General features: G+C 61.5%; 13 protein-coding genes. 3 read left to right on the forward strand and 10 right to left on the reverse strand.

All coding sequences use genetic code 11. The annotated features are described in order from the left end of the window. Position 1 precedes the first annotated feature (1 nt). The 3 genes from asd (at position 2) to PS060_RS00960 (ending at position 3,091) form a co-directional block, all read left to right on the forward strand. Positions 2-868: an archaetidylserine decarboxylase gene (asd, locus tag PS060_RS00950; protein WP_273984874.1), complete on the forward strand. Its 867-nt coding sequence runs from the start codon at positions 2-4 to the stop codon at positions 866-868. Between the two features lie 35 nt (positions 869-903). Beyond that, positions 904-2,193 carry a serine hydrolase domain-containing protein gene (locus PS060_RS00955; protein WP_273984875.1) on the forward strand — a complete coding sequence of 430 codons (1,290 nt, stop codon included), beginning with the start codon at positions 904-906 and terminating at the stop codon, positions 2,191-2,193. Positions 2,194-2,488: 295 nt separating this feature from the next. Beyond that, on the forward strand, positions 2,489-3,091 hold the full coding sequence (locus PS060_RS00960) for a recombinase family protein (protein WP_273984876.1): 603 nt from the start codon (positions 2,489-2,491) through the stop codon (positions 3,089-3,091). On the opposite strand, the gene PS060_RS00965 is transcribed toward PS060_RS00960, so the two are convergent. The 10 genes from PS060_RS00965 to PS060_RS01010 form a co-directional block, all read right to left on the reverse strand. Then, entirely contained in the window at positions 3,081-3,878 is a 798-nt protein-coding gene (locus PS060_RS00965; protein WP_273984877.1) for an HNH endonuclease, read from the reverse strand. The two genes, PS060_RS00960 and PS060_RS00965, sit on opposite strands and share 11 nt — an antisense overlap. After that, positions 3,875-4,789: an Abi family protein gene (locus PS060_RS00970; protein WP_273984878.1), complete on the reverse strand. Its 915-nt coding sequence runs from the start codon at positions 4,787-4,789 to the stop codon at positions 3,875-3,877. Before PS060_RS00970 ends, PS060_RS00965 begins: the two co-directional genes overlap by 4 nt. 171 nt (positions 4,790-4,960) lie before the next feature. Next, positions 4,961-6,145 (reverse strand): ImmA/IrrE family metallo-endopeptidase, encoded by a 1,185-nt coding sequence (locus PS060_RS00975; protein WP_273984879.1) that lies wholly within the window; start codon positions 6,143-6,145, stop codon positions 4,961-4,963. 1 nt (position 6,146) lies between these two features. Beyond that, positions 6,147-6,479, reverse strand: a complete 333-nt coding sequence (locus tag PS060_RS00980) for a hypothetical protein (RefSeq protein WP_273984880.1) — start codon at positions 6,477-6,479, stop codon at positions 6,147-6,149. A gap of 67 nt (positions 6,480-6,546) precedes the next feature. Next, on the reverse strand, positions 6,547-7,161 hold the full coding sequence (locus PS060_RS00985) for a hypothetical protein (RefSeq protein ID WP_273984881.1): 615 nt from the start codon (positions 7,159-7,161) through the stop codon (positions 6,547-6,549). Continuing rightward, a complete protein-coding gene (locus tag PS060_RS00990; RefSeq protein WP_273984882.1) occupies positions 7,158-7,931 on the reverse strand; it encodes a PD-(D/E)XK nuclease family protein in 774 nt (257 codons plus the stop codon). Before PS060_RS00990 ends, PS060_RS00985 begins: the two co-directional genes overlap by 4 nt. Beyond that, the gene (locus PS060_RS00995; protein ID WP_273984883.1) at positions 7,928-8,239 is read right to left on the reverse strand and encodes a hypothetical protein; all 312 of its coding nucleotides are present in this window, start codon (positions 8,237-8,239) and stop codon (positions 7,928-7,930) included. The genes PS060_RS00990 and PS060_RS00995 overlap by 4 nt, the downstream gene beginning before the upstream one ends. An 80-nt stretch (positions 8,240-8,319) precedes the next feature. Continuing rightward, positions 8,320-11,775, reverse strand: coding sequence for an Eco57I restriction-modification methylase domain-containing protein (locus tag PS060_RS01000; RefSeq protein ID WP_273984884.1), 3,456 nt, complete (start codon positions 11,773-11,775; stop codon positions 8,320-8,322). Beyond that, the gene (locus PS060_RS01005; protein ID WP_273984885.1) at positions 11,775-14,576 is read right to left on the reverse strand and encodes a DEAD/DEAH box helicase; all 2,802 of its coding nucleotides are present in this window, start codon (positions 14,574-14,576) and stop codon (positions 11,775-11,777) included. Before PS060_RS01005 ends, PS060_RS01000 begins: the two co-directional genes overlap by 1 nt. Next, a complete protein-coding gene (locus PS060_RS01010; protein WP_273984886.1) occupies positions 14,573-19,687 on the reverse strand; it encodes a DEAD/DEAH box helicase in 5,115 nt (1,704 codons plus the stop codon). The genes PS060_RS01005 and PS060_RS01010 overlap by 4 nt, the downstream gene beginning before the upstream one ends. Between the last annotated feature and the right edge of the window lie 56 nt (positions 19,688-19,743).

The raw sequence follows: 19,743 nt of genomic DNA on the forward strand, positions 1-19,743 counted from the left end.
CATGTCCGCAGTATTCATCGCGCTTCAGCACCTTGTCCCGCAGCACGCCCTCTCGCGCCTTGTCGGCCGCCTCGCCGCGAGCGAGACGCCGTGGTTGCGGGATCGCCTGATCCGCCGCTTCGCCGCCGCTTACCGCGTCGATCTGTCAGAGGCCGCCCGCGGGATCGGGGATTTCAGGAGCTTCAACGACTTCTTCACCCGCGAACTCAAGCCCGGCGCTCGCCCGCTCGCCGACGCGTCGCAATTCATCCTCTCCCCCGCCGATGGTGCAGTCAGCCAGCTCGGCCCCATCACCGCCGGGCGGATCATTCAAGCCAAGGGGCGCGATTACACGGTGGCCGAACTGCTCGGCTGCGGGGCGGCAGAGGCGGCGCGGTTCGAGGGCGGAGCGTTCATCACCATCTACCTCAGCCCCAAGGACTACCACCGCGTCCACATGCCCGCCGCCGGCACGCTGGCTCATACGCGCTACATTCCGGGAGACCTGTTCTCGGTCAACACTGCCACCGCCGAGGGCGTAGACCGCTTGTTTGCCCGCAATGAACGCCTGTCGTGCCGCTTCGACGGGCCGGACGGGCACTTCGCCAGCGTGATGGTGGGGGCCATGATCGTGGCTGGGATCGACACGGTCTGGCCGGGCACCTTCCGCACCCACGCCAAGGCCCCGGTGCATGAGGATTTCGCCGGTCAAGAGCGTCGCTTTGCTGTCGGGGACGAGATGGGCAGGTTCTACCTTGGCTCGACGGTTGTCCTGCTGTTCGAGCCGGGCCGCGTCACGTGGCGCGCCGACCTTGCCCCGGGCGTGACGCTTCGCATGGGTGAAGCGATCGCGCGGAGATCGCTCTCGTCAGATATCCCGGCTTGCTGACGATGTCTCGAGCGGCCTCACGAAGGACAATTGCGATGCGCGAAGTAAATGTCCCGCAGCTCGATCGACGCAAGATACTCGCCGCCATTGGCGCCTCGACCGCCATGATCGCTGCACCGGCGTTGGCGCGGTCGTCCTATGATACGTCAGCCGTAAGAGGGCTTCTTGGCGGCCTGATAACGGCGGGACGCATCCCCGGTGCCATCGTCGGCATTGTGCGGCCAGGTCCCTATGAGCCCGAATGGATAGCGCTCGGCCGCACGGCATTCGACGGCGGAGAAGCGGTCACTCCGGAGACAATCTGGCGGGTCTATTCCATGACCAAACCGGTCGTCGGCATCGCCGTGATGAAGCAGATCGCAGCCGGACGGCTGACGCTCGACACGCCGATTTCGGAAGTCCTGCCTGAATTCAAGACAATGCGCGTCCTGATCGATCCGGCCAAGGGACTGGAATCCCGACCAGCAAAGGAAGCCATAAAGGTCCGCCACCTGCTTACCCATACCGCCGGATTTACCTATACAATTTCCGGCAACGAGCCGCTTGAACAAGCCTATCGCAAGCTCGGGCTTCATCCGATGGCGGGCGGGGTATTGCAGGATGCATCCGATCCGCCCGCACCTGACCTGACGAATTACATGGCGCGCCTGGCCACCCTGCCGCTTCGCACTGAGCCCGGGACTGATATCCGATATTCGGTCAGTCTCGACGTAGCGGGCGCGCTGCTGGAACGACTGCTGGGCAAGACGCTGGATCAGATCCTAGCGGAGGAAATATTTCAGCCTCTGGGAATGCGCGACAGCGGTTTCTGGCTCTCGCCGGAACAGCTCAGGCGGCTTTCCGCGCTCTACATTGGTTTCGATCCAAGCACAGGTCAGCCGCTTGCCACACCCAAGCTGATCGACAGTCCTCAGGATTCTCAGTGGGCCACCAGGCCGGCGATGCTGGCCGGTGGGTCCGGGCTTGCAGCATCTGCCGACGATTTCGCCCGGTTTGCTCAGGCCATGCTGAATGATGGAGCATTCGGTCAGCAGCAATTGCTACCCGCCCACATTGCGAGGCAGGCCATGGCTAATCAGCTACCCGCAGGCATCTTCTTCCCACCCTTCCATGGCATGGCTAGCGGCGGCATAGTGACGCTTCACGATACAAGTGCAGCGCCCGATGGGACAAACCCCGGTCTTTGGGGTTGGGCGGGCGCGGGCAGCACGCTGTTCCAAGTCGATCCTATCCGGCAGCGGGCCGTGGTCGTGATGATGCAGACGATTGGTATCGTGAACAGCCCGGTCGAACCGGCTACCAACCGAATTTTGAACACTCTGTAGCCGCGATATCGCCGACACCAGTTGAGGGCAACCTTAGTCTCCACGCAGGTGGCAGAGAGGACGCACGTCAGCCGAAGCATTCCCTCTGCGTTTTGAATGAATGCAAGCGCACCCCTGCATGCAGGTCTCAGGGTGGGGCCTTCAAGTTTTGCCTGCCGTTCGATAGGGATCGTTCACCGGACACTTTTGGGGAACCAGAGACCAGCCCCCCCTCCCCTCCGCAAATCCGGCTTGCCGCTTCTCTCATTAAGCTGGTACGCTTTATTTTCTCACACAGGGGCCTCATCCGTTACAAATGACCAACACTCTCATCGGATATGCCCGCTGCTCGACCGACAAGCAGGACCTCACCGCCCAACGCCGCGCGCTGATCGAGCTCGGGGTATCTGAAGACCGCATCTACACCGACCACGGTTTGACCGGCCGCAACCGCGATCGCCCCGGCCTAGCCCAGGCACTGGCCGCGGTACGCACCGGGGAAACGCTGGTTGTGCCGAAGCTGGATCGCCTTGCCCGGTCGGTGCCGGACGCGCGGGCCATCGCCGATGAGCTGGAGAAGCGCGGCGTGAGCCTGGCGCTGGGCAAGCAGGTCTACGATCCCAACGACCCGATGGGCCGGATGTTCTTCAACATCCTCGCCACCTTCGCGGAGTTCGAGAGCGACCTCATCCGCCTGCGCACCCGCGAGGGCATGAGGATCGCCCGGGACAAGGGCAAGCTTCGTGGCAAGCCGCCGAAGCTCTCCGACCTCCAGCAGCGCGAACTCCTCAAGATGCACGCCACCGGCGAATACTCGATCAGCGACCTCGGCAAACTCTTCAAGGTCTCCCGGCCGACTGTGTATCGGACGATCCGGCATGGTGAGGCGGCGGAAGCGAGAGATACCGCTAGGAAATGAAACCGAACCGCTCACGGTGCCACGCAAGCTGACGTCGATGTCCGTCATCGAGCGGAAGCGGCCGGGCGCGTTCGGGTGCAAGGAGGGCCAAGGCTGCTTCGCTCAGCGTCGGCTTAACCAGCACGCGCCCATTGTCCTCGAAACTCACGAGACCGCGGTCGAACGCTGCATCCCAGTGCGCAGCCAGCAGCAGGCCATTGTAGACATCCAATCGCTCGTCGTCGCTGCGGCAGTCCGCCCAAGCAACGATATGACTGGCTCGCAGCAGCGCTTCATCACCAATGCCAGTGAGCGGGCAACACCCGCCCCAATAATCCAGCAATGCTCGGCGGAAATAGCCCTGCCCTACCCGTTCCTTAACGATCCGATCGACCTCGGTGTTGCCCAGACCGGCGATCTCGGCTTCATATTGAGCGAGTGGGAATGTGGGTAGACTACGCGCCAGATGGAAAGCTCGGGACAAGGCTGACCGAAGCTCCGCTTGAGTTTCGAAGGCGAAGGCACCTTTGAAGTGTGCGGGAGGCGAGACCGCCGCTTGGCTCAGTTCGACAGCGAGTTTGGCCGCGACGCCCGCGTGTTCGACAGCCAGAAACCAGGGAGAGCCGTCCGAATTGATGCCACTGGCAAGCGCGACTTCCCCCGGGACGCCCTCATCGGATTTGAACCAAAGCCACCCGTCGGCGATGCCATTGGCCTTGCGGAAGCCATGGTTGAAGGCCGCCTGATCAAGCTCCACGCGGAAAATGGGATGGGCCGTGGTATGCCGCAAGTTGAGCAGATCGGTCATGACCACAAGGGCTTTCCTAGCCAGTCCTCTGGGAAGCCCATGGCTGCCAGATCACCGTTCGGATGGGAGAGAATATGCTCCTTCATGTCGGATGCCCAACGCGAATCCGGTGCCACGGTACGCATCACCTGGTTGATCATCGTGATGGTGTTGTAGAGCTTCGCCGGCGGGCGTTCACCTGCCGAGTGGTCCAGCGAAAGCTGCAGATCCCGTGGTTTGCTGGGTAGCCGCGGGCAAATCAAAAAACCCCGGTTCCAGAGCCGGCCATGGTGAGCGCAGATGTTCCGAACGTCGACAAGGTGTCGGACAAAAGGCACCAGCACCGTTTCGGTGAACCCGAGAGGAACAGCAATCCGATTGCGTAGCGAGCGCTCAGCAAGGCTCGAGTACCAGCGTGAGAGCTGACCAAACGACATCATTTCAGCCACCATCCAAACCGGCGGCAGCGCAGGATCCCGGTAAGTCTTCCGGTAGTGATCGATGTACGTTTCGTTGGACTCCCCGACGTCCTTTGCAAGCTTCGCTAGATTGTCGTGGAATTGCTTGCGCTCGTGGTAGAGACCCGCATCGAGATAGCTATGTCCATGATCGAGCGTCGCAAGCTGGTAAGCCCAGCTACCGCGCAGAGCGACTTCGACGTGCTCAGTGCCGCGCATGACAAGACGCCGAAGAACCCGGTCAAAATCGTACAGTGCGGTGACCGTCTCGAAGTCAGCGCCCGGATTGAAGCGCGGCCCAGGATCATCTTTCGGGCGCTCGAAATAGAGCCAATAGGCGCTCAGCCGGTAATAGCTGACGTGCGTCAGCCAATACCGTGCCCGCTCCTCATCAGGGATGGCCATGCCATTGTCGCGCAGGTGCGCGATCTGCTGATCGAGATTGAGCGAGGGTTTGCTGAAAACGCGCGTCATGCCCGTGAGTGCTTAACGACAAGGGCCTGAAAACAAAAGACCCGCCCAGTGTGCATATCCTTGCGGACAGAGGCCGGGCGGGTTCGATTGAGTTCGAAATAGGCTGGATATCCCAACAAATCAATAACCGATGTCATCGGTTTGCCGTTCCGGTCAGGGTGCGCCGTCTCCTCAGGGCTTCCCTCCAAGGTAACCCCGGATCCGTGCCACGGCCCGCGTCACTCGTTCAAGATCGACTTCCGCGACGGCAGCGCCCGCTCTTTCAAGGTAAGGACGCAGGTAATGAGGGGATCCCGTGGTTAGCCCCTCGCGATTGGCAAGCCACCAAGCAACAAGCTCAGCTTCAATCTCCTTCGTCGCATGAGGAAGATAGCTCCGGTCCGGCCATCCGAACTCATCCACCGCGAGATTATTGTCGGCAAACGCCCCAAGGTGCCCGCAAAAAAGGTGGCCGAGCTCGTGAAGCAGGGTCACGAATTGCTCCGCTGGCCTCAGTCTCTCATTGATAGAAACGTTCCAGACGGAACTTCCTGCTTTCTTGCCCTTTTCCACGAAAGGTACCGCATCAGGCCTTAGTGGACGACCCGCGATCCATCCAGCAAGATTTGCGCCTGTCGGTTTGAAGTCCACTCTGACTGCCAGGTGGCGTTTTGTCGGCTTCGCCAGACTGGCGATCAACCCCTCGAGACGACCGGAGGCCAAGGCACCAGTAGCGGCGAAGGCATCATTCGCCGGATCGCGCTCGATCGGTGGGTCGGTATCCAATTCCTCGAACACATAAGCGATAGGCCCCATGGGGCGCAGAACAATAATCGGAATTGCGCCCGGACGCACAGTGCGCCCGCAGTCCGCCCATTCACGGCGAGTAGCGACCTTCCCAGCACCCGGACGCTGAGCGTAGATCATCTGAACATTGAATGGCCCAAACCCCTTCATCCGGTCGGCGAAACCAACGAAGCTCATAATCGCATCCGGCGTGGGGGCCGTCAGAGCCTGACCCATAAGGGCGCGCAATTCGTCTTCAGAGGGCGTACCCAAATCGAATCTTAGTTGATCTGGTTCGCTGAACTCTTCGACGGGCTCAGTGAACCAATCATACATTGATGCCGCTGCCTCCTGAACTTCGTCAGTGCTGCTGCATCGCGATGTATCAATGCCAAGGTCCAGACATGCGTATCGCGCCCCCTCATACCAAGATCGCAGATACGGACGTAGATCTTCGGGCGACCGTTCCAAATCACGCGCGATTGCGATGACGACGCCACGAAAGTCCTGAATTCCTCGCTCAATGTGGAAGGCAGCAAGTTGAATTCCCGCTGCATAAAATTCAGCATCGAAGCGACGGGGCTCTTTCATATCAGGTCCAATTCTCCAAGGCCGTTCCGCGCGGAAAATGGTTATGGGATGGATGGCTGATCCAGCGTTGAAGCCATGCTGCAGCTTCTGCCACCTCCGCAGGCGAAGTCATGCCGGAGACGTCTTGACCTGCTGCAATCCGCTCCTCGCGCACCGCATTGAAGCAGCCCTCTACCTCCATCCGCACATCGTACAGCGACAATGCGCAACGCCCGATCAGGTGCTGCACCAACGTGACGAAATCGCGCACGCCTTCATCCAGCAGTTCGTGACATTCAGCCTGCATCTGCTTCAGGAGCGCCTCAGAGACGAAGAGCATTGGATATTCGCTCACTGGGCCCCCTTTATCATCGCCTGCACCGCCTCCATGCTCACTTCACCGTGGATTGCCTATTCACGGATCATTGCCGAACGAAATCTGCGATAAAGCTCACCGCACGATGCGCCGCCTCTGCGAAAGGGGCGAGATCGAGCCCGTTATCGGAAACTGCGACGTCGGCGGCAAACTGAAAGCCTTCGTTGTCTTTGTCCCACGACCAGCCATCCGGCATGGAACCCTTCTTGAGCAGCCACTTGGTCCCCTGCACCAGCGTACATCCGAGTTCGATCTCCGATCCGCTCGGCGAACTGGGGGTCAGAAAGAGCCACAGGTTTGCTCTCAGACGCTTCGGTTTGAGGTCAAAACTCCGCTGAAAATACTGCTGCTCCCAGCGAACCTGAGGATCGAGGGTTAGCTCCTTGTCGCCCGGATCGTAAGGTGCCGGGTCCCAACCAGCCCCGAGGTCCGGCCAGATACGATGCCAAAGGTCAAACAGCGTCTGAGCGTAATCGATCTGGGTCTGACGCGCTGCCAGGCAGGCCTTATAGAAGTCCGCGACCTCACCGACGGTAAACGCCTGAGGGACAAAGCTCATCTTCTTCGCCAGAAGCTGGTCCACCGGGAACCGCACTTCTGAAGTCTCGAAGTACGCCTGCAGGCTCTCGCGATAATGGAACGGCGCAGGTTTAGCGGTCATATTCCATAGGCTCCTTCCCACACGGTTCGGCGGAACCGGCGATAATCGTCGCAATCGTGCTCGGGCGACAGGCAATGTTCGAGCTGATGAAGGAAGCGCCACCAGCTCTCCGCGGCCCACTCCGGATTGCGAACCAGCACATCGTGGCTCAGCCAGGCCGGTTGCGGCGCCAAGATCAGCAGGGCCCACCGATCCTCATGCCAGCCATCCAGTGCGCGCGCGTGCTGATGGTAGTTCTTCAGCTGCGTCGGGCTGAGGTCTGCGCCCAGCTTGGCCTCGATCACGACGCCAGCCATCGAGCCATCCTCCAGCTCGAGCTCAACCAGAACATCGATCCGCCCGCCTTCTTCGACCGGATGTTCCGCCGCAGCCGTAGCATCCACGATCCGCTGCTCGTCGAGGAAACCGGCCGAGCGACCGGCAAGGTGGAACGCTGCCCGGACAAAGGCCTCCGCCCGGCTGAGCCTTCGCGCCCGTGCACCTTCCGTCAGGAAATGCACGAAGCCGCCGGTGATCTGCGGTTCGTGGAACCATGCCCAGCGGTGCGGGTGTGTGGTGAGGCAGTGCCCTTCCCGCTCCAGCCCGAAAGCCCGGCGCATCGCTGCGAGGCCCTCACTCCACGCTTGGATGGGGCGGTCATTCAACGGGCTGGCGATGATCCGGCGGTTGTTGCCGAACAGGCGATGGGCGCGCAGCAGGGGCGCGGGGTCGTAGGCCGGGAGCGGGCGCGCGGCGAGCGGTTCCAGCTTCAGCGCCCTGCCCCCGCTCACCGATACCCCTCCACTCTCGGTCGCATCCCCTGCGCCGTCAGTTCGTCGTAGGCGGCGAGGACGAGGCGGCGGGTTTTGTATTCGCCGTGCCGCGCGATTTCGTTCTTCTGGAGGACGCGGAAGGTTTCGCTGGGGTAGTCTTCGCCCATCACGTCCTTGGGATCGAGGACGTAGCGCAGTTCGTCGCGGGTGAGGCCGTAGGCGAGGGCATACCAGGCGTCGAGCTCGGCGCGGGGCTGGGCGCGGCGGGCTTCGTCCCAGGCGAAGGGCGGGCCGTCATAGCCGAGATCGCGGGCGAAGGGTGCCATGGAATGGCTGGTATAGGTTAGCTCCAGCAAGCCGAGCGCTAGGCTGCACTCTGAATGAGCCAAATTTGATTCCCCCCTCATCAATCACCATTCATACCGCTGGCGACCAGTTCTGCATTGATCAATTCGAAATCTGTCCTGCTAAGTCCGAAGCATTCAGCGATAATTTCACCGGGGAAAGTAGCCAAATCTCCCGCTTGATAGCGCCGAGCGAGGCTTACGACTTTCTGGTGTGATGTGTTGTTCGGGTCGAATGGCTGAATCGGCCATGCTCGGATTTGAGGCGCTTGATACTGCAAGAAGCCGCCACTCATAGAAAGTGCACCGAACAGCTGCCGGTAAAGCCAATCCCCGACCGGGGAGTTCATCTGGGCCGCGAGAAAATAAGCAGCATCAGGATCTGCAAATACGAAATTTACATTGAGGGCTGCATACTGACCAAGATCATCGACGAATACTTCTGGGCTGCTCGACAGTTTAGCAATCACGATTTTTGATGACGAATAATGCATCTTCCTTCGAGGTGGTATCACATTGCTATGTTTCCGCATCAGAGGGTATTCATACGTCTTCTTTGCATGCCTTAAGGGCTGAATGCCCCACTTCTCCCGGAATGGATCAATCAGTCCGGTATTCAAAACCTTCCAATTTGCCTGCGGGTCAAAATCTTCCTGACTGTGCAAAGCATCTGTAAACTCATCAGCTTCAGAAGCGGTAGTAGATGCATTAACTTCATAAATTTCAGCCACAGGCGTAGAATTTCTGATTATTCTATACAAGACTGGGGCTGATCTTGACAGCAAAGGGCCGAGATTCAAATTCGGTAAGCTAAAAAGTTCATTGGTATGGTGCGTGATTTCGATCCAGCCACCTTGATGCGGTAAACGGCTGATTACCTTATCGGGGTGCTCACGCTCATGTGAGCAGAAATTTGTGATGACAGGATAAACACTTGCGTCATCGAAATGGCTCCCTGCCGACTGATCGACAACCGACTCCAGGGCATTCCGCTCGCTTATGATGGACCTTAAAGCCTCACCATAAGGTGCAGATAGATACTTGTTCGGCGTAAGAAGACTACAACGACCTTCTTGAGATAGCTTCAGTCCAAGTTCGAGAAAGAGAACATATAGGTCGAATGCTCCTTTAGCGGAGGCCATCGACTGTTTCCAATACTCCCGCTCGCGCTCTATGCTCAATCGAGATTGTTCGAGCGCGCTCAGATATGGCGGATTGCCAAGCACCACATCGAAGCCACCCTTACTTATTAGAACATCCGGAAATTCAAGCGGCCAGTGCAGCGCGCTCGCCGCCCGCGCAACTTCACGCGCCGCGCCCTCCAGCGGGCCATAGACGTTCCCTCCTGCCAGCCTCTGCCGCACATCGGCGGTGGTCGGCACCATGGGGCGCAGGTGGCTCGCGGGCACCTCGGTCTTGGGCATCAGGAAGGCGGCGATGTAGAGATCGCAGGCGACTTCGGTGGCGTAGCGGGCGGGATCGGCCTTCCACGCCTCGAACGCCTGCCGCTTCTTGTCGACCTGCGCGACCGTATCCTCGGGCATGGACTTGATCCGACCCAGCCCCGCCGCGATGGGCTTGGATGGCATGACCCCGCCGCCGCCTGCGAAATCGAAGGTGCCCTGCCCCTTCTTCGCATCGCGGTTGGCCTTGAGGTAGAACTTGGCCGCGTCCTTGCTGTCACCGGTGAGCGGCTTGTAAGCCTCGTCCGGGATGCCGTCTTCGAGCACGGCCAAGTCGAACACGCCGAGCAGCGCGTCGCCGCAGCGGATGTTGGCATCGAGGAAGCCCAAGGGCTGGCCGGGCGAGACGGACTCGATCCACAGCGCGACCTTGGCGAGTTCCACCGCCATCGGGTTGCGATCGACCCCGTGGATGCAGCGGGAGACGACATCGCGCAGGGCGGCCTGCGTTTCCTCCTTGCCTGCGTCCTCGTTACGCAGGCGGGCGACCCGGTCAGCCATGCGGCGGGCGGCGCCCAAGAGGAAATGGCCTGATCCGCAGGCCGGGTCGATGACCTTGAGATCGAGGATGGCGGCGACCTTCTCCTCGGGCGTTGTGCCATTCGCCTCGGCCCTTTCGAGGACGGGATCGAGCGCGGAATCGAGCAGGCATTCGACGAGGCTGTCGGGCGTATAGTAGGAGCCGGAGGTCTTGCGGTCGTTGCCCTTGGGCCCGGTGCCGAGCTGGAACTGGCCCGAGGCGGTGAGGCTGGGGCGGATTTCGAGGAGGCCTTCGTAGACGCTGCCCAGCTCCTCGGTCTTGAGATCGCGCCAGTTGATGCGGTGGGTGACTTTATCGCGGATGATGAAGCCGAGGCAGAACAGCGCTGACAGGAAAGCGCGGTTGGGCAGCTTGGCCGCGTTTATGTGGCGGGTGGAGCTTTGGGCGAAGAGGCCGCCCAATGCAGGCAGGCCGAGCATTTCCTCGCCATGTTCGAGGGCGGCGAGCGTGACCTTCATCGCCTCCCACGCATCGTGATGCTTGTCGCGCGCCACCCGGCGGCGGCTGCGTTCGCGCCAGAAGGTGAAGCTGTAGCCGGCCGCGTAGAGCTGGCGAGCTTCGCGCGGGGTGCGGCGGGGGTGGAGAAGGTCGCGGTCTTCAGCGACGGCAAGGAAGATGAGACGGTAGACGGTGCGCAGCAGTTCCTCGAAAAGCGCCTGCATGGGGAGCGCGCCGGTGGCGAGTTTCTCGCGCAGGTCGGGGTTGGCGTCGACCAACCCCTGCCCGAGTTCTTCCAAGGCAGTGGCGACGTTGGCGTAGAGGTCCTTGCGGGCCTCAACCCCCTGCTTGAGCCCCGCCTCGCGCCATTGTTCGAGCGCGCAGTCGGAGGGGGCAGCATCGTTCGCGCCGAAGCGGGTGGCGTGGGTGAGCAGCCAGAAGGCGGTGAAGTCCGCGAACATCTCGTCGCGGAACATGTCGGCGAGGTTTGCCTCGATCCATGCCGGGCGGGTGAGGCTGGCATTGTCGCGCATGAGCCGCACGCGATCGCCCGCGAAGACGAGGCCCCACAGGGCGTGGTCGGTGGCGTTGAGCCAGTCTTGCAGCAGGGCAGCAGGCGAACGGCGCAGGCGGCCGCCCTCCCCGTCGCCGAATTCGGGCTGGGATTTGGCGAAGGCATCGCCTTGGTCGACCGGGGCAGCGACGACCACCGGCACGCGTCCGCCCTTGGCCTCGATAGCAAGGCGATAGCGGCGGGTGCCTTCACGGTGATCGACGGGCCCGGCGCAATCGGTGAAGCCGAGGCACTGAGTCATCAGATCGCGCGCAAACTGGGCGGTGCGGGCGGTGGTCTTGGCCTCGGCCTTGTCGTAATCGCGCCACAGCGCCTGCGCGATACGGAAATAGCGGGCGATCTCGTCGCCAAGGCTGGTGCCCTTGGGGCAGGCGTAGCTGTCGGCGGTCTTTGTAGTGCGATCGGCGGCGATGACCTTCTGCACCTGCTCAGGTGCAATCAGCCCGCCCTCGATGGTGAGAGCGACGAGGCCAAGCTCGGTGGAGGAAGAACGGCGCGCCATCAGTTGGCCTCCGGCACGAGAACATAGAGCCCGATGATATCGGCGGGGAGGACGGGCAAGACCGTGGTGGTGACGCCCTCGCCTCTTGTAGCGGCCTTCACGCGTTCATGGTCGTGCGAGAGGGCGGCGGCGCGTTCGGCGGCATAGGCGGCGATGGCGGATTGGTAGTCACCGAGGCGGCCGAGTGCGTTGTCGATCTGGCGCTGGTTGGCTGGCGGCTCGATGCTGCGGGTGGCCTCGTGCTCGAGCAGGGCAAGCGCATCAGCCCCGGCGGCGAAGGCGGTTTCGGCGTTGGGGGCGAAGGCCAGCCCAGTCGCTTCTTCCGCCAGCAAGGTGCGCCGGCCGCTGGTGACGAGTTTGAAGCGCAGGCGCAGCACCAGCAGCGTGGTGAGCTTGTCCACGCCGCGGGTCATCCATACCCCCGCCCGGCCAAGGGTCGCCTTGCCCTCGACCCCGCCCGGATCGAGTGCGCCCTCGGCCATGGTCTCGGCGAGGGTTGCTACCAGCGGATGGGTCCGGCCGACTTGTGCGACATCAGGCGGGAGCTTGTCGCCAAAGCCGATGGCGCGGGTGCCGGTGAGATTGCGGGCGGCGAGCTTCTCGCGCAGCTGCTGGGGCAAATCATCGTAGCGCACGCGCCAGTGATTGCCTTGCTGGCCGAGCGGCGTGTCGATCCGGGCGAGCGCACGGCGGGTGAAGCGTTCGACCTCCTGCGGGCCGCCGAGAAGACCACGTAGCTTGTGCCATTCGGGCAGCACTTCATCGGGCTTCAGCGCCGTCTGCGCATAGCGGGTCTGGCTGCGTTTGGCGTTTTCCTCGGCATTGCGCCACTGGGTTTCAAGCTTGGCCTCGGCATCGCCGAAATCGAACATGCCTTGCGCGCGTGGCTTGCTCGAATGGAGCAGCATGGCCTGCATGAGAGCGTTTGAGACGCTGACGGAGTCTTCTGGCACCGGCACGACAACGCCGGTTTCCTTCTCGATCCGCTTCATCTTTTCTTGGATCACTTTGATCACAGCTCCGTCAGGGATGGAGTTCTCACCGAAGATCATCACCGACCAGACTGCTTTGGCCTTCTGACCAAAGCGATCAACGCGGCCGTCGCGCTGCTGGTGGCGGGTCGGGTTCCAGTTGAGATCGTAGTGGATCACGGCATTGAACAGCGATTGCAGGTTGATCCCTTCGGACAGGCAATCGGTGGCAACGAGGATGCGGTTGGGGTGATCGATCATCGCCTCGACCCGCTCGCGGCGTTCTTCGGGGGTAAGACGTCCGGTCACTACCTCGACCGTGTGCGATTTGAACTTGGCCCTGAGCGCTTCGGCGACGGCTTCTGCGGTGGCAATGAAGCGGCAGAAGATGACGGGACGCGCCTCCTTGCTTCCGGTGAGATCCTTGACCTGCACGACCAGTTCGCGGAACTTGGGATCATCGGCAAAGCGGGCAGCGAGGCTTTCGGCCTGCGCTACGAGCTTGCGCAGCTCAGCTGTTTCCTCGGTGTCTGCGGCGGTCGCGGGTTCCACGTCGGTGTCGGCGAATTCATCATCGTCGTCATCGAACAGTGCTGGTGCAAGCAGAGCCTCCTCCGCCATGCCGACCAGGCGATTGCGCAAGGCACTCAAGGCAGCAGCGGGCGAAGAGCCCACGCAGCGCATCAGCGCGAGCGTGCCCCAGAAAGCAAGGCGGCGCGCCTGTGCGCCATCGGCCCGGGTTGCCACGCCGAGGCAATATTCCAGCACATCCTCCTGAAAGGTCTGAAAATCGCCTGTCAAACTGTAGGGCGCATCTGCCTTCATCGGGACAGCAAAGGCCCCGCCCTCGCCCCATTGCCCGGCAATGTCCGGCCTGCGCCGCTGGACAAAGTGCTGGGCAAGCCGCCGACGGTAACGCTCTAGCGCGTTGGGATCGAGCGTATCGGGAGCGCCCGACAGATCGGGATGGAGCAGGCTCAAGAGGCGAGCATAGGCATCCTGATTGCCGCTGTGGGGTGTTGCGGTCAGCAGGAGCATGTGGCGCGTCTGATCTTCAGCAAGCCGCTGCAGGAGAGAGAAGCGCTGCTGCGTCCCCTTTTCGCTGCCGCCGACGCAGCTATGCGCCTCATCGACGATCACCAACTTCGGGCAGGCCTGCGCAAAGCCTTCGCGGCGACTATCGGCCTTCATGTAGTCAAGGCTCACCACCGTGAAGGGGTGAACGCCGAAGATCGTGTCGCCAAGAGCGATGCCCTGCTCCAATGAGCGCGCGCGGGCGGAGGTGACAGCGACGGCGTCAATGTCGAACTTCTCGGCAAGCTCCCCCACCCATTGATCAACCAGATGCGGCGGACACAGGACTGTGAAGCTGTCGATCTCCCCTCGGTCGAGCATCTCGCGCAGGATCATGCCAGCTTCGATCGTCTTCCCAATCCCGACGTCGTCGGCGATCAGCATGCGCTTCACCTCAAGCCGCAAAGCCATAAGCAGCGGCACAAGCTGATAGGCCCGCGGTTCAACGCCGAGATGGGCCGCGCTACGGAATGGCCCGGCACCCCGACGCAGCGAAAGGCGCAAGGCGTCTGTCAAAAGCCGGGCGGCATCCTGCGTGTCCAGCTGATCCGATCCAGGTAGAGCAAAGCTCGCTTCGCGTACGGGCTGACGCTCCAGTTTAGGGGCGATGAGGATCGCGTCCTCCTCGGAACCCGACAGAGGTCGAACCCGCAGGAGGCCATCCGAAGGCTTCGCGAGCACGATCCACTCGCGGCCGCGCGCATGCACCAGGTCGCCGATCTGGAGCTGGCCAGGAGCAAGCGATACGGATGTCATGCGGGAACTCCCAGTGCATTGGCCAGATCTGAAGGCGGGATTGGCCCGGGCCCATCTGGTAGAACAATCAATTCTCGGCCCAGCTCTGCGCAGCGATCAACAAGCGCACCTGACGGTGTTTGCGCCACAGCCATCACCATGTGGCCTGGCCAGACCATTTCGTATTCAACCCCGGCAATGGTCTCGCTCGAAGGCGCCGGGAAGCCCCAACTGGCGAAGGCCGCGAGCCAGGGCGTGGAATGAGGATCGGCTCCCACCGGGCCGCTGGCAGGCCAGTCTCTCTCGCAAGCGGCGAGCCTCAGAAGCGTGTCACGCACCACTTCGTCCCGGCGATCGATCATCTCATGGTCGGGCTGGTTGTAGTAGGACAGCACACAGCGGTAGCAGCCAGCCACACAGGCATCGTCCTTCTCGACGAGCCGGCCGTCCTCGATACGATAATGCATCAGATCGAGCGCAACCTCGGCCAGACGCTGCCAATGCTCTGGCCCGTCCATCAATCGCTTAAGCACGCCCGCGCCGCCTTCCGAGGCTTCGTAGAAGAGGGTCGCCTTGCGATTATCCCTGGTAGGCAGGGGTTCGCCGAGCAGCTCCCCAGCCTCAAGCACATGCTCGGTTTCGATGGCGCGGACCAACGCGTGCTGGATGGTCGCCATCTGACTGTTGTCGAGCTCGACAGGAGATATGAAGCGTAAGAGAAGTGCGTTCTTCGTGTCTTCAACGACCGGTACGATAGTCTGACGCTTGGCACCGCTGTCGACGTATCCCTCGTCCTCGCCCTGCGCTTCATTCTTGAGCCAGCGGCCTGTAATCGTGTCAACATCGAAGCCTATGTGCTCCTTATGGGCGCGTCGCCTCAAGCCAAGGTTGACGCGCGAGAGCTTCGTTTGCGGACCATAGCTCAGGGCAGCCAGCGGACCATCCTGCGACTTCAGCAACAGGTTTTCTTCTCGTGCCTTATCCCACTCGAAGATTGTCCTCAGGTCGAAACCACGGCGCTGGCGGTCCTCGTCATTGGCCGTGATCCGCGATCGCGGAGAGGCATCGACATTCTCGATCCGGTAGAGCTTCGATAGCCGCCCCTCCTCGCTGAGCGGCTCATGGCAGACGACGCAACGTTCGACTGTCTCGCTGCGATGTGCGGCACCGCACGCATGACAGCAGCGCATGGTCGCCGTCACCAGCTTGTTGTCATTGTCCCGGGTGCCTGCGGGCAGCTTGGCGCGATTGCAGCTGAATGCCTTGCCCTCGTGATATACAAGGCTGTTGGGTCCGAACTCGGCAATGGCAAGAAACCGCGGCCGCTGAAGCACCGCCGAGCCACGTTCGCTGTCGACGAAGGCATACAGAGGAAGGCGAGGGAAGTTATAGCCTGGCAGGAAGCCTTCAGTAGAGAGATAGCGATAGGTGTAAAAGTCGGAACTCGCCGACGACACCCCTTTTTCAAGCAACTCCGTCTGCTTACTGGCTGCGATATAGCGCGTACGAGCATCTCTGCGCTCTTGCGCTGAGATACCGGGACGGTCTTCTATGGCCGATGCCGAACGCCGATCTTCGGCCGCTGATCGATAGAGAGTGCGCCAGCGCTTGAAGGCCTGATCAATTTTCAAGCTTGCGCCGTCCCAGCGTACCGCTACGAATTCCTCCGGACTGCCGACCACCGAAGAACCTTCCGGCGGAAGCGCCGAGAGAACGATCCGGACGGCCCGCTCGCGCGCTTCTGTATCACCTGTTGCCGTCGCAAATGCAGCAGTCAGACGTGAACAGACTGGCAAGGCCTCGTCGTCCATGTCGAGGTTTTCGGGGATCGATTTGCCAAGCCCTTCCTTGGCGGCAGCAAGCCATTCTGCGTTCACGTGGGCGGCGAGAAGGTCGGGATTCACCAGGTCAATTGCGGGCGCCTTGACGATCCCTGCAACAAGGTCGGTCCGTCGCTCAAAGTAATACTGGTCATGCGGGCTTTGCGCCGCGCAGTAGGTCACCACCAGTGCGGCTTGGCCGCTTCGGCCAGCGCGGCCTGCACGCTGGGCATAATTGGCCGGTGTCGGCGGCGCATTGCGAAGATAGACGACATTGAGCTGAGAGATATCGACCCCCAACTCCATTGTCGGCGAACAATAGAGCAGCGGCAGGAAATCACGCTTCTCGGCAAGCACTTTGGGATCTGCGGCAATCTCAGCCATGCGATCTTTGTCGCTGTCCCCGAAGCGGAAGCGGCATTCGCGCATTTCGCGGAGCAAGGATTCGACCTGTGCCGTGTGCTCGCGCGCCTCGAATGCCAGGGGCAGGCCTCCAGGTGCAGCGAGCCGGACCGCAACATCGGAGTAAAGCTCGGCAAAGAAGCGATTGTCTTGGCCTTTTTCTGGTTGCCCCTCACCAGGCACAAGCTTCAGGGCACCGGGGGCAAGCCTCCAACCAAGAAGCGCACCGGCCGCAAACTCGCGCGCCATCTGATGACGAGCCGCCGCCAGCAGCATCGCCTCAATCAGCGGCTCACGATCAGCAAGCGGGAGGCCACCCACCACGGCCGCTATTTCCTTGGCCAGACCCCCGCGCGCCGAAACGCGAACGATACGGTCATTCTTGTTGCCTTGCGTGCCCACGACCAGCGCCGTCTGCGCGATAAGATCTTGATTCTGTTCCTCCTGCGAAATGGCCCAAGGGTCCTTCAGGAACTGCCGCGACTTGCTCGCCACGGCTTCAAGCTCGTTTGGATCGAGCGCGTCAACCGCGATCGCCAAGCCTTTGCGCATTTGGTCAAACAGAAGGCGGAACATCTTCTCGCGCCTGTCCGCCGGAACTTGCGCCAAGATCGAAAAGCCGCGCTCTTCGGTTTCGCTCTTCCGCTCACGATGAGCACCCGAGCATGTGGCCTGATCCTCCGCCAGCATACGGATTCCGGGATAGACGATCTTGATCAGATCGAGCTGGTCAAGGTTCGGGTTGGTGAACCGCCAGCCCCTGCGGAGGTCATTCCAGAGTCGGTGTGCCAGCACCCGATTGATCGACTTCTTGGCTTCGTCGATCGCAGAGAAACTGACAGGGTCGGGATCTGCCATCCATTCCATCCGGCGCTCACGGACATCGGGATCGAAGCCGAGCGCCTTGCGCAGTGCGTTTCCGAACTCCTCGTGAGAAAGCCCCTCTTCGCCTGCTGCCCTCACCGCCTGCAGCATCGCCCCGCGCAAAAGCGTGACGAAGATGAAGTCGTTGAAGTGGCCTGACTGGAGCGCCGCGTCCTGCCGATTGTCGGTGAACCCCAGCAGCTTGCGGCGATGGAACTCGGCCGGTTGTCCGGCCCGTTGCATCCAGTCGAGGGCTGCTGTTGTGATGAGGGTAGTTGCCGAGCTTCTGCCCTCTGCCGACAGCCCCGCCAGCTTGTTGATGTCGCGCGCTTGCGACGCTGGTTGACTCTTGCAATGCGGGCAGAAGCGATATTGGCCGGGGAAGAACCAGCCCCGCAGGCCGTCTGGATCATGCCGCCCATCCCGGCCAAGGTACATCGGGCGGCCATCATGCTTGCCGCGGTGGGAGCTTTTGAGACGGAGCTGCCCAGTTGCGGTGGTCTCCTGCCAGCTATCGGGGTAATCCTCGATATCGCCCGCAAAGTTCAGATCGCCGCTCGCATCGGGAACGAGGAAGCCGTGCTCGATGTCTTCGACTGTGCCGTCAGGGCGCGGAGCGAAGTCGATCGGGCGAGCGATGACGCTCCCCCAATTGTCAATTGACACGCTGTGGACTTCCTGGCCGCACTCTCGGCAGAAATAAACGGGATAGAGCCGCGCGTCGGTCTCCTCCCGGTCGAACTTCTCGCCCACCAATGACACGCGGCGGCTGCCAGCAGGCGCAAGCGTTGTGTGCGCCGTTCCGGCGCCCGACAGGAACCGATGGAGCTTGAAAGCCATGAACGCCTGATCGCGGTCGTTGCGACATTCATTCATCGCGATCAGACGGTCGGCCAGAGCAACGCGGCACTGCGCTGCGTCAAGTTGTGTGGCTTCAGCAAGAGCCGCGGCTGCCTCGGTCAGTGTCTGCGGGGTGGCGCGCTTGAGAACTTCGCCGCCAGCAAGGCCGATATTCATCTCGATCCAGCAGGCGAGCGGATCACGCGCGAATTCTTCGAAGTTCGCCGCCCGGGCCGGTTCGAGAACAGCCGCCCTCAGAGCGCCATCAGAAGGCGTTCCTTCGGTGCGCCGCACAAGGCTTTCGGTGATCACATCATCGGACAGAACCGGGCTTCCGAACAGGATACTCCCCACCTTCGAGACAGCCTGCCGCCCGGCATCCTCCTCACCTGACGCCATGGTGGCCGATGTGCCGATACACAACATCTTGTCGGATCCCATGCGCTCGCGCACCCGGCGAACGAGCATGGCGACATCGGCACCCTGCCTCCCGCGATAGGTGTGAAGCTCGTCGAGCACGAGGAACTCCAGCCCCTTCATGTTCTCGATGACCTTCCGGTCGACCTCATCTTGCCGCGTCATGAGCAGCTCGAGCATCATGAAGTTGGTCAGGATGATGTCAGGCGGATTGGCCGCGACCTTTTCTCGATCGCTTTCCTTCTCCTGACCGGTGTAGCGCTCGAAGGTCGGCTTCAGGCTGGCATCCAGACCGCAGTGCTCGATGAATTTCTCGAGCTCCTCGCGCTGAGAATTGGCCAGCGCGTTCATCGGATAGATGATGATCGCTCTTGTCCGGCGCGGCTCGCCCGCCCGCCGCGCCTCAAGGATGCGGTTGATGATAGGGACGAAGAAACAAAGCGATTTGCCCGAGCCTGTACCCGTTGTGACGATGTAATTGCGGTTCTGCAGCGCCTTCATCAGCGCCTGCTCCTGATGAAGGTGCAAACTGATTGGCGTGCGGGGAGAACCGAGCGAGAATACGGTCTCGAGATCGCGATCGACCACCCCTTGCCGGGCAAGTTCGGCGACTGAGCGCCCGCGCTTGAACTCCGGGTTGAGCCCGATCAGAGGCTCGGGCCAGAATTTGCCCCCCTCGTAGACAGCATCGATCTGGCTGCGCAGATCTTCAGCGCGGATCGAGGTGAACGAACGCGCGAACTTCTCGTATCTGGCGATCAGATCAGCATCGAGTTCGAAAACGTTCATGACAACCCCTTGAGTACTTTGACCATCATAGCCGCCATTCCTCGAATTGCAGCGGC

Source organism: Erythrobacter sp. BLCC-B19 (genome assembly GCF_028621955.1).
In the GTDB taxonomy this organism is placed as follows: Bacteria; Pseudomonadota; Alphaproteobacteria; order Sphingomonadales; family Sphingomonadaceae; genus Erythrobacter.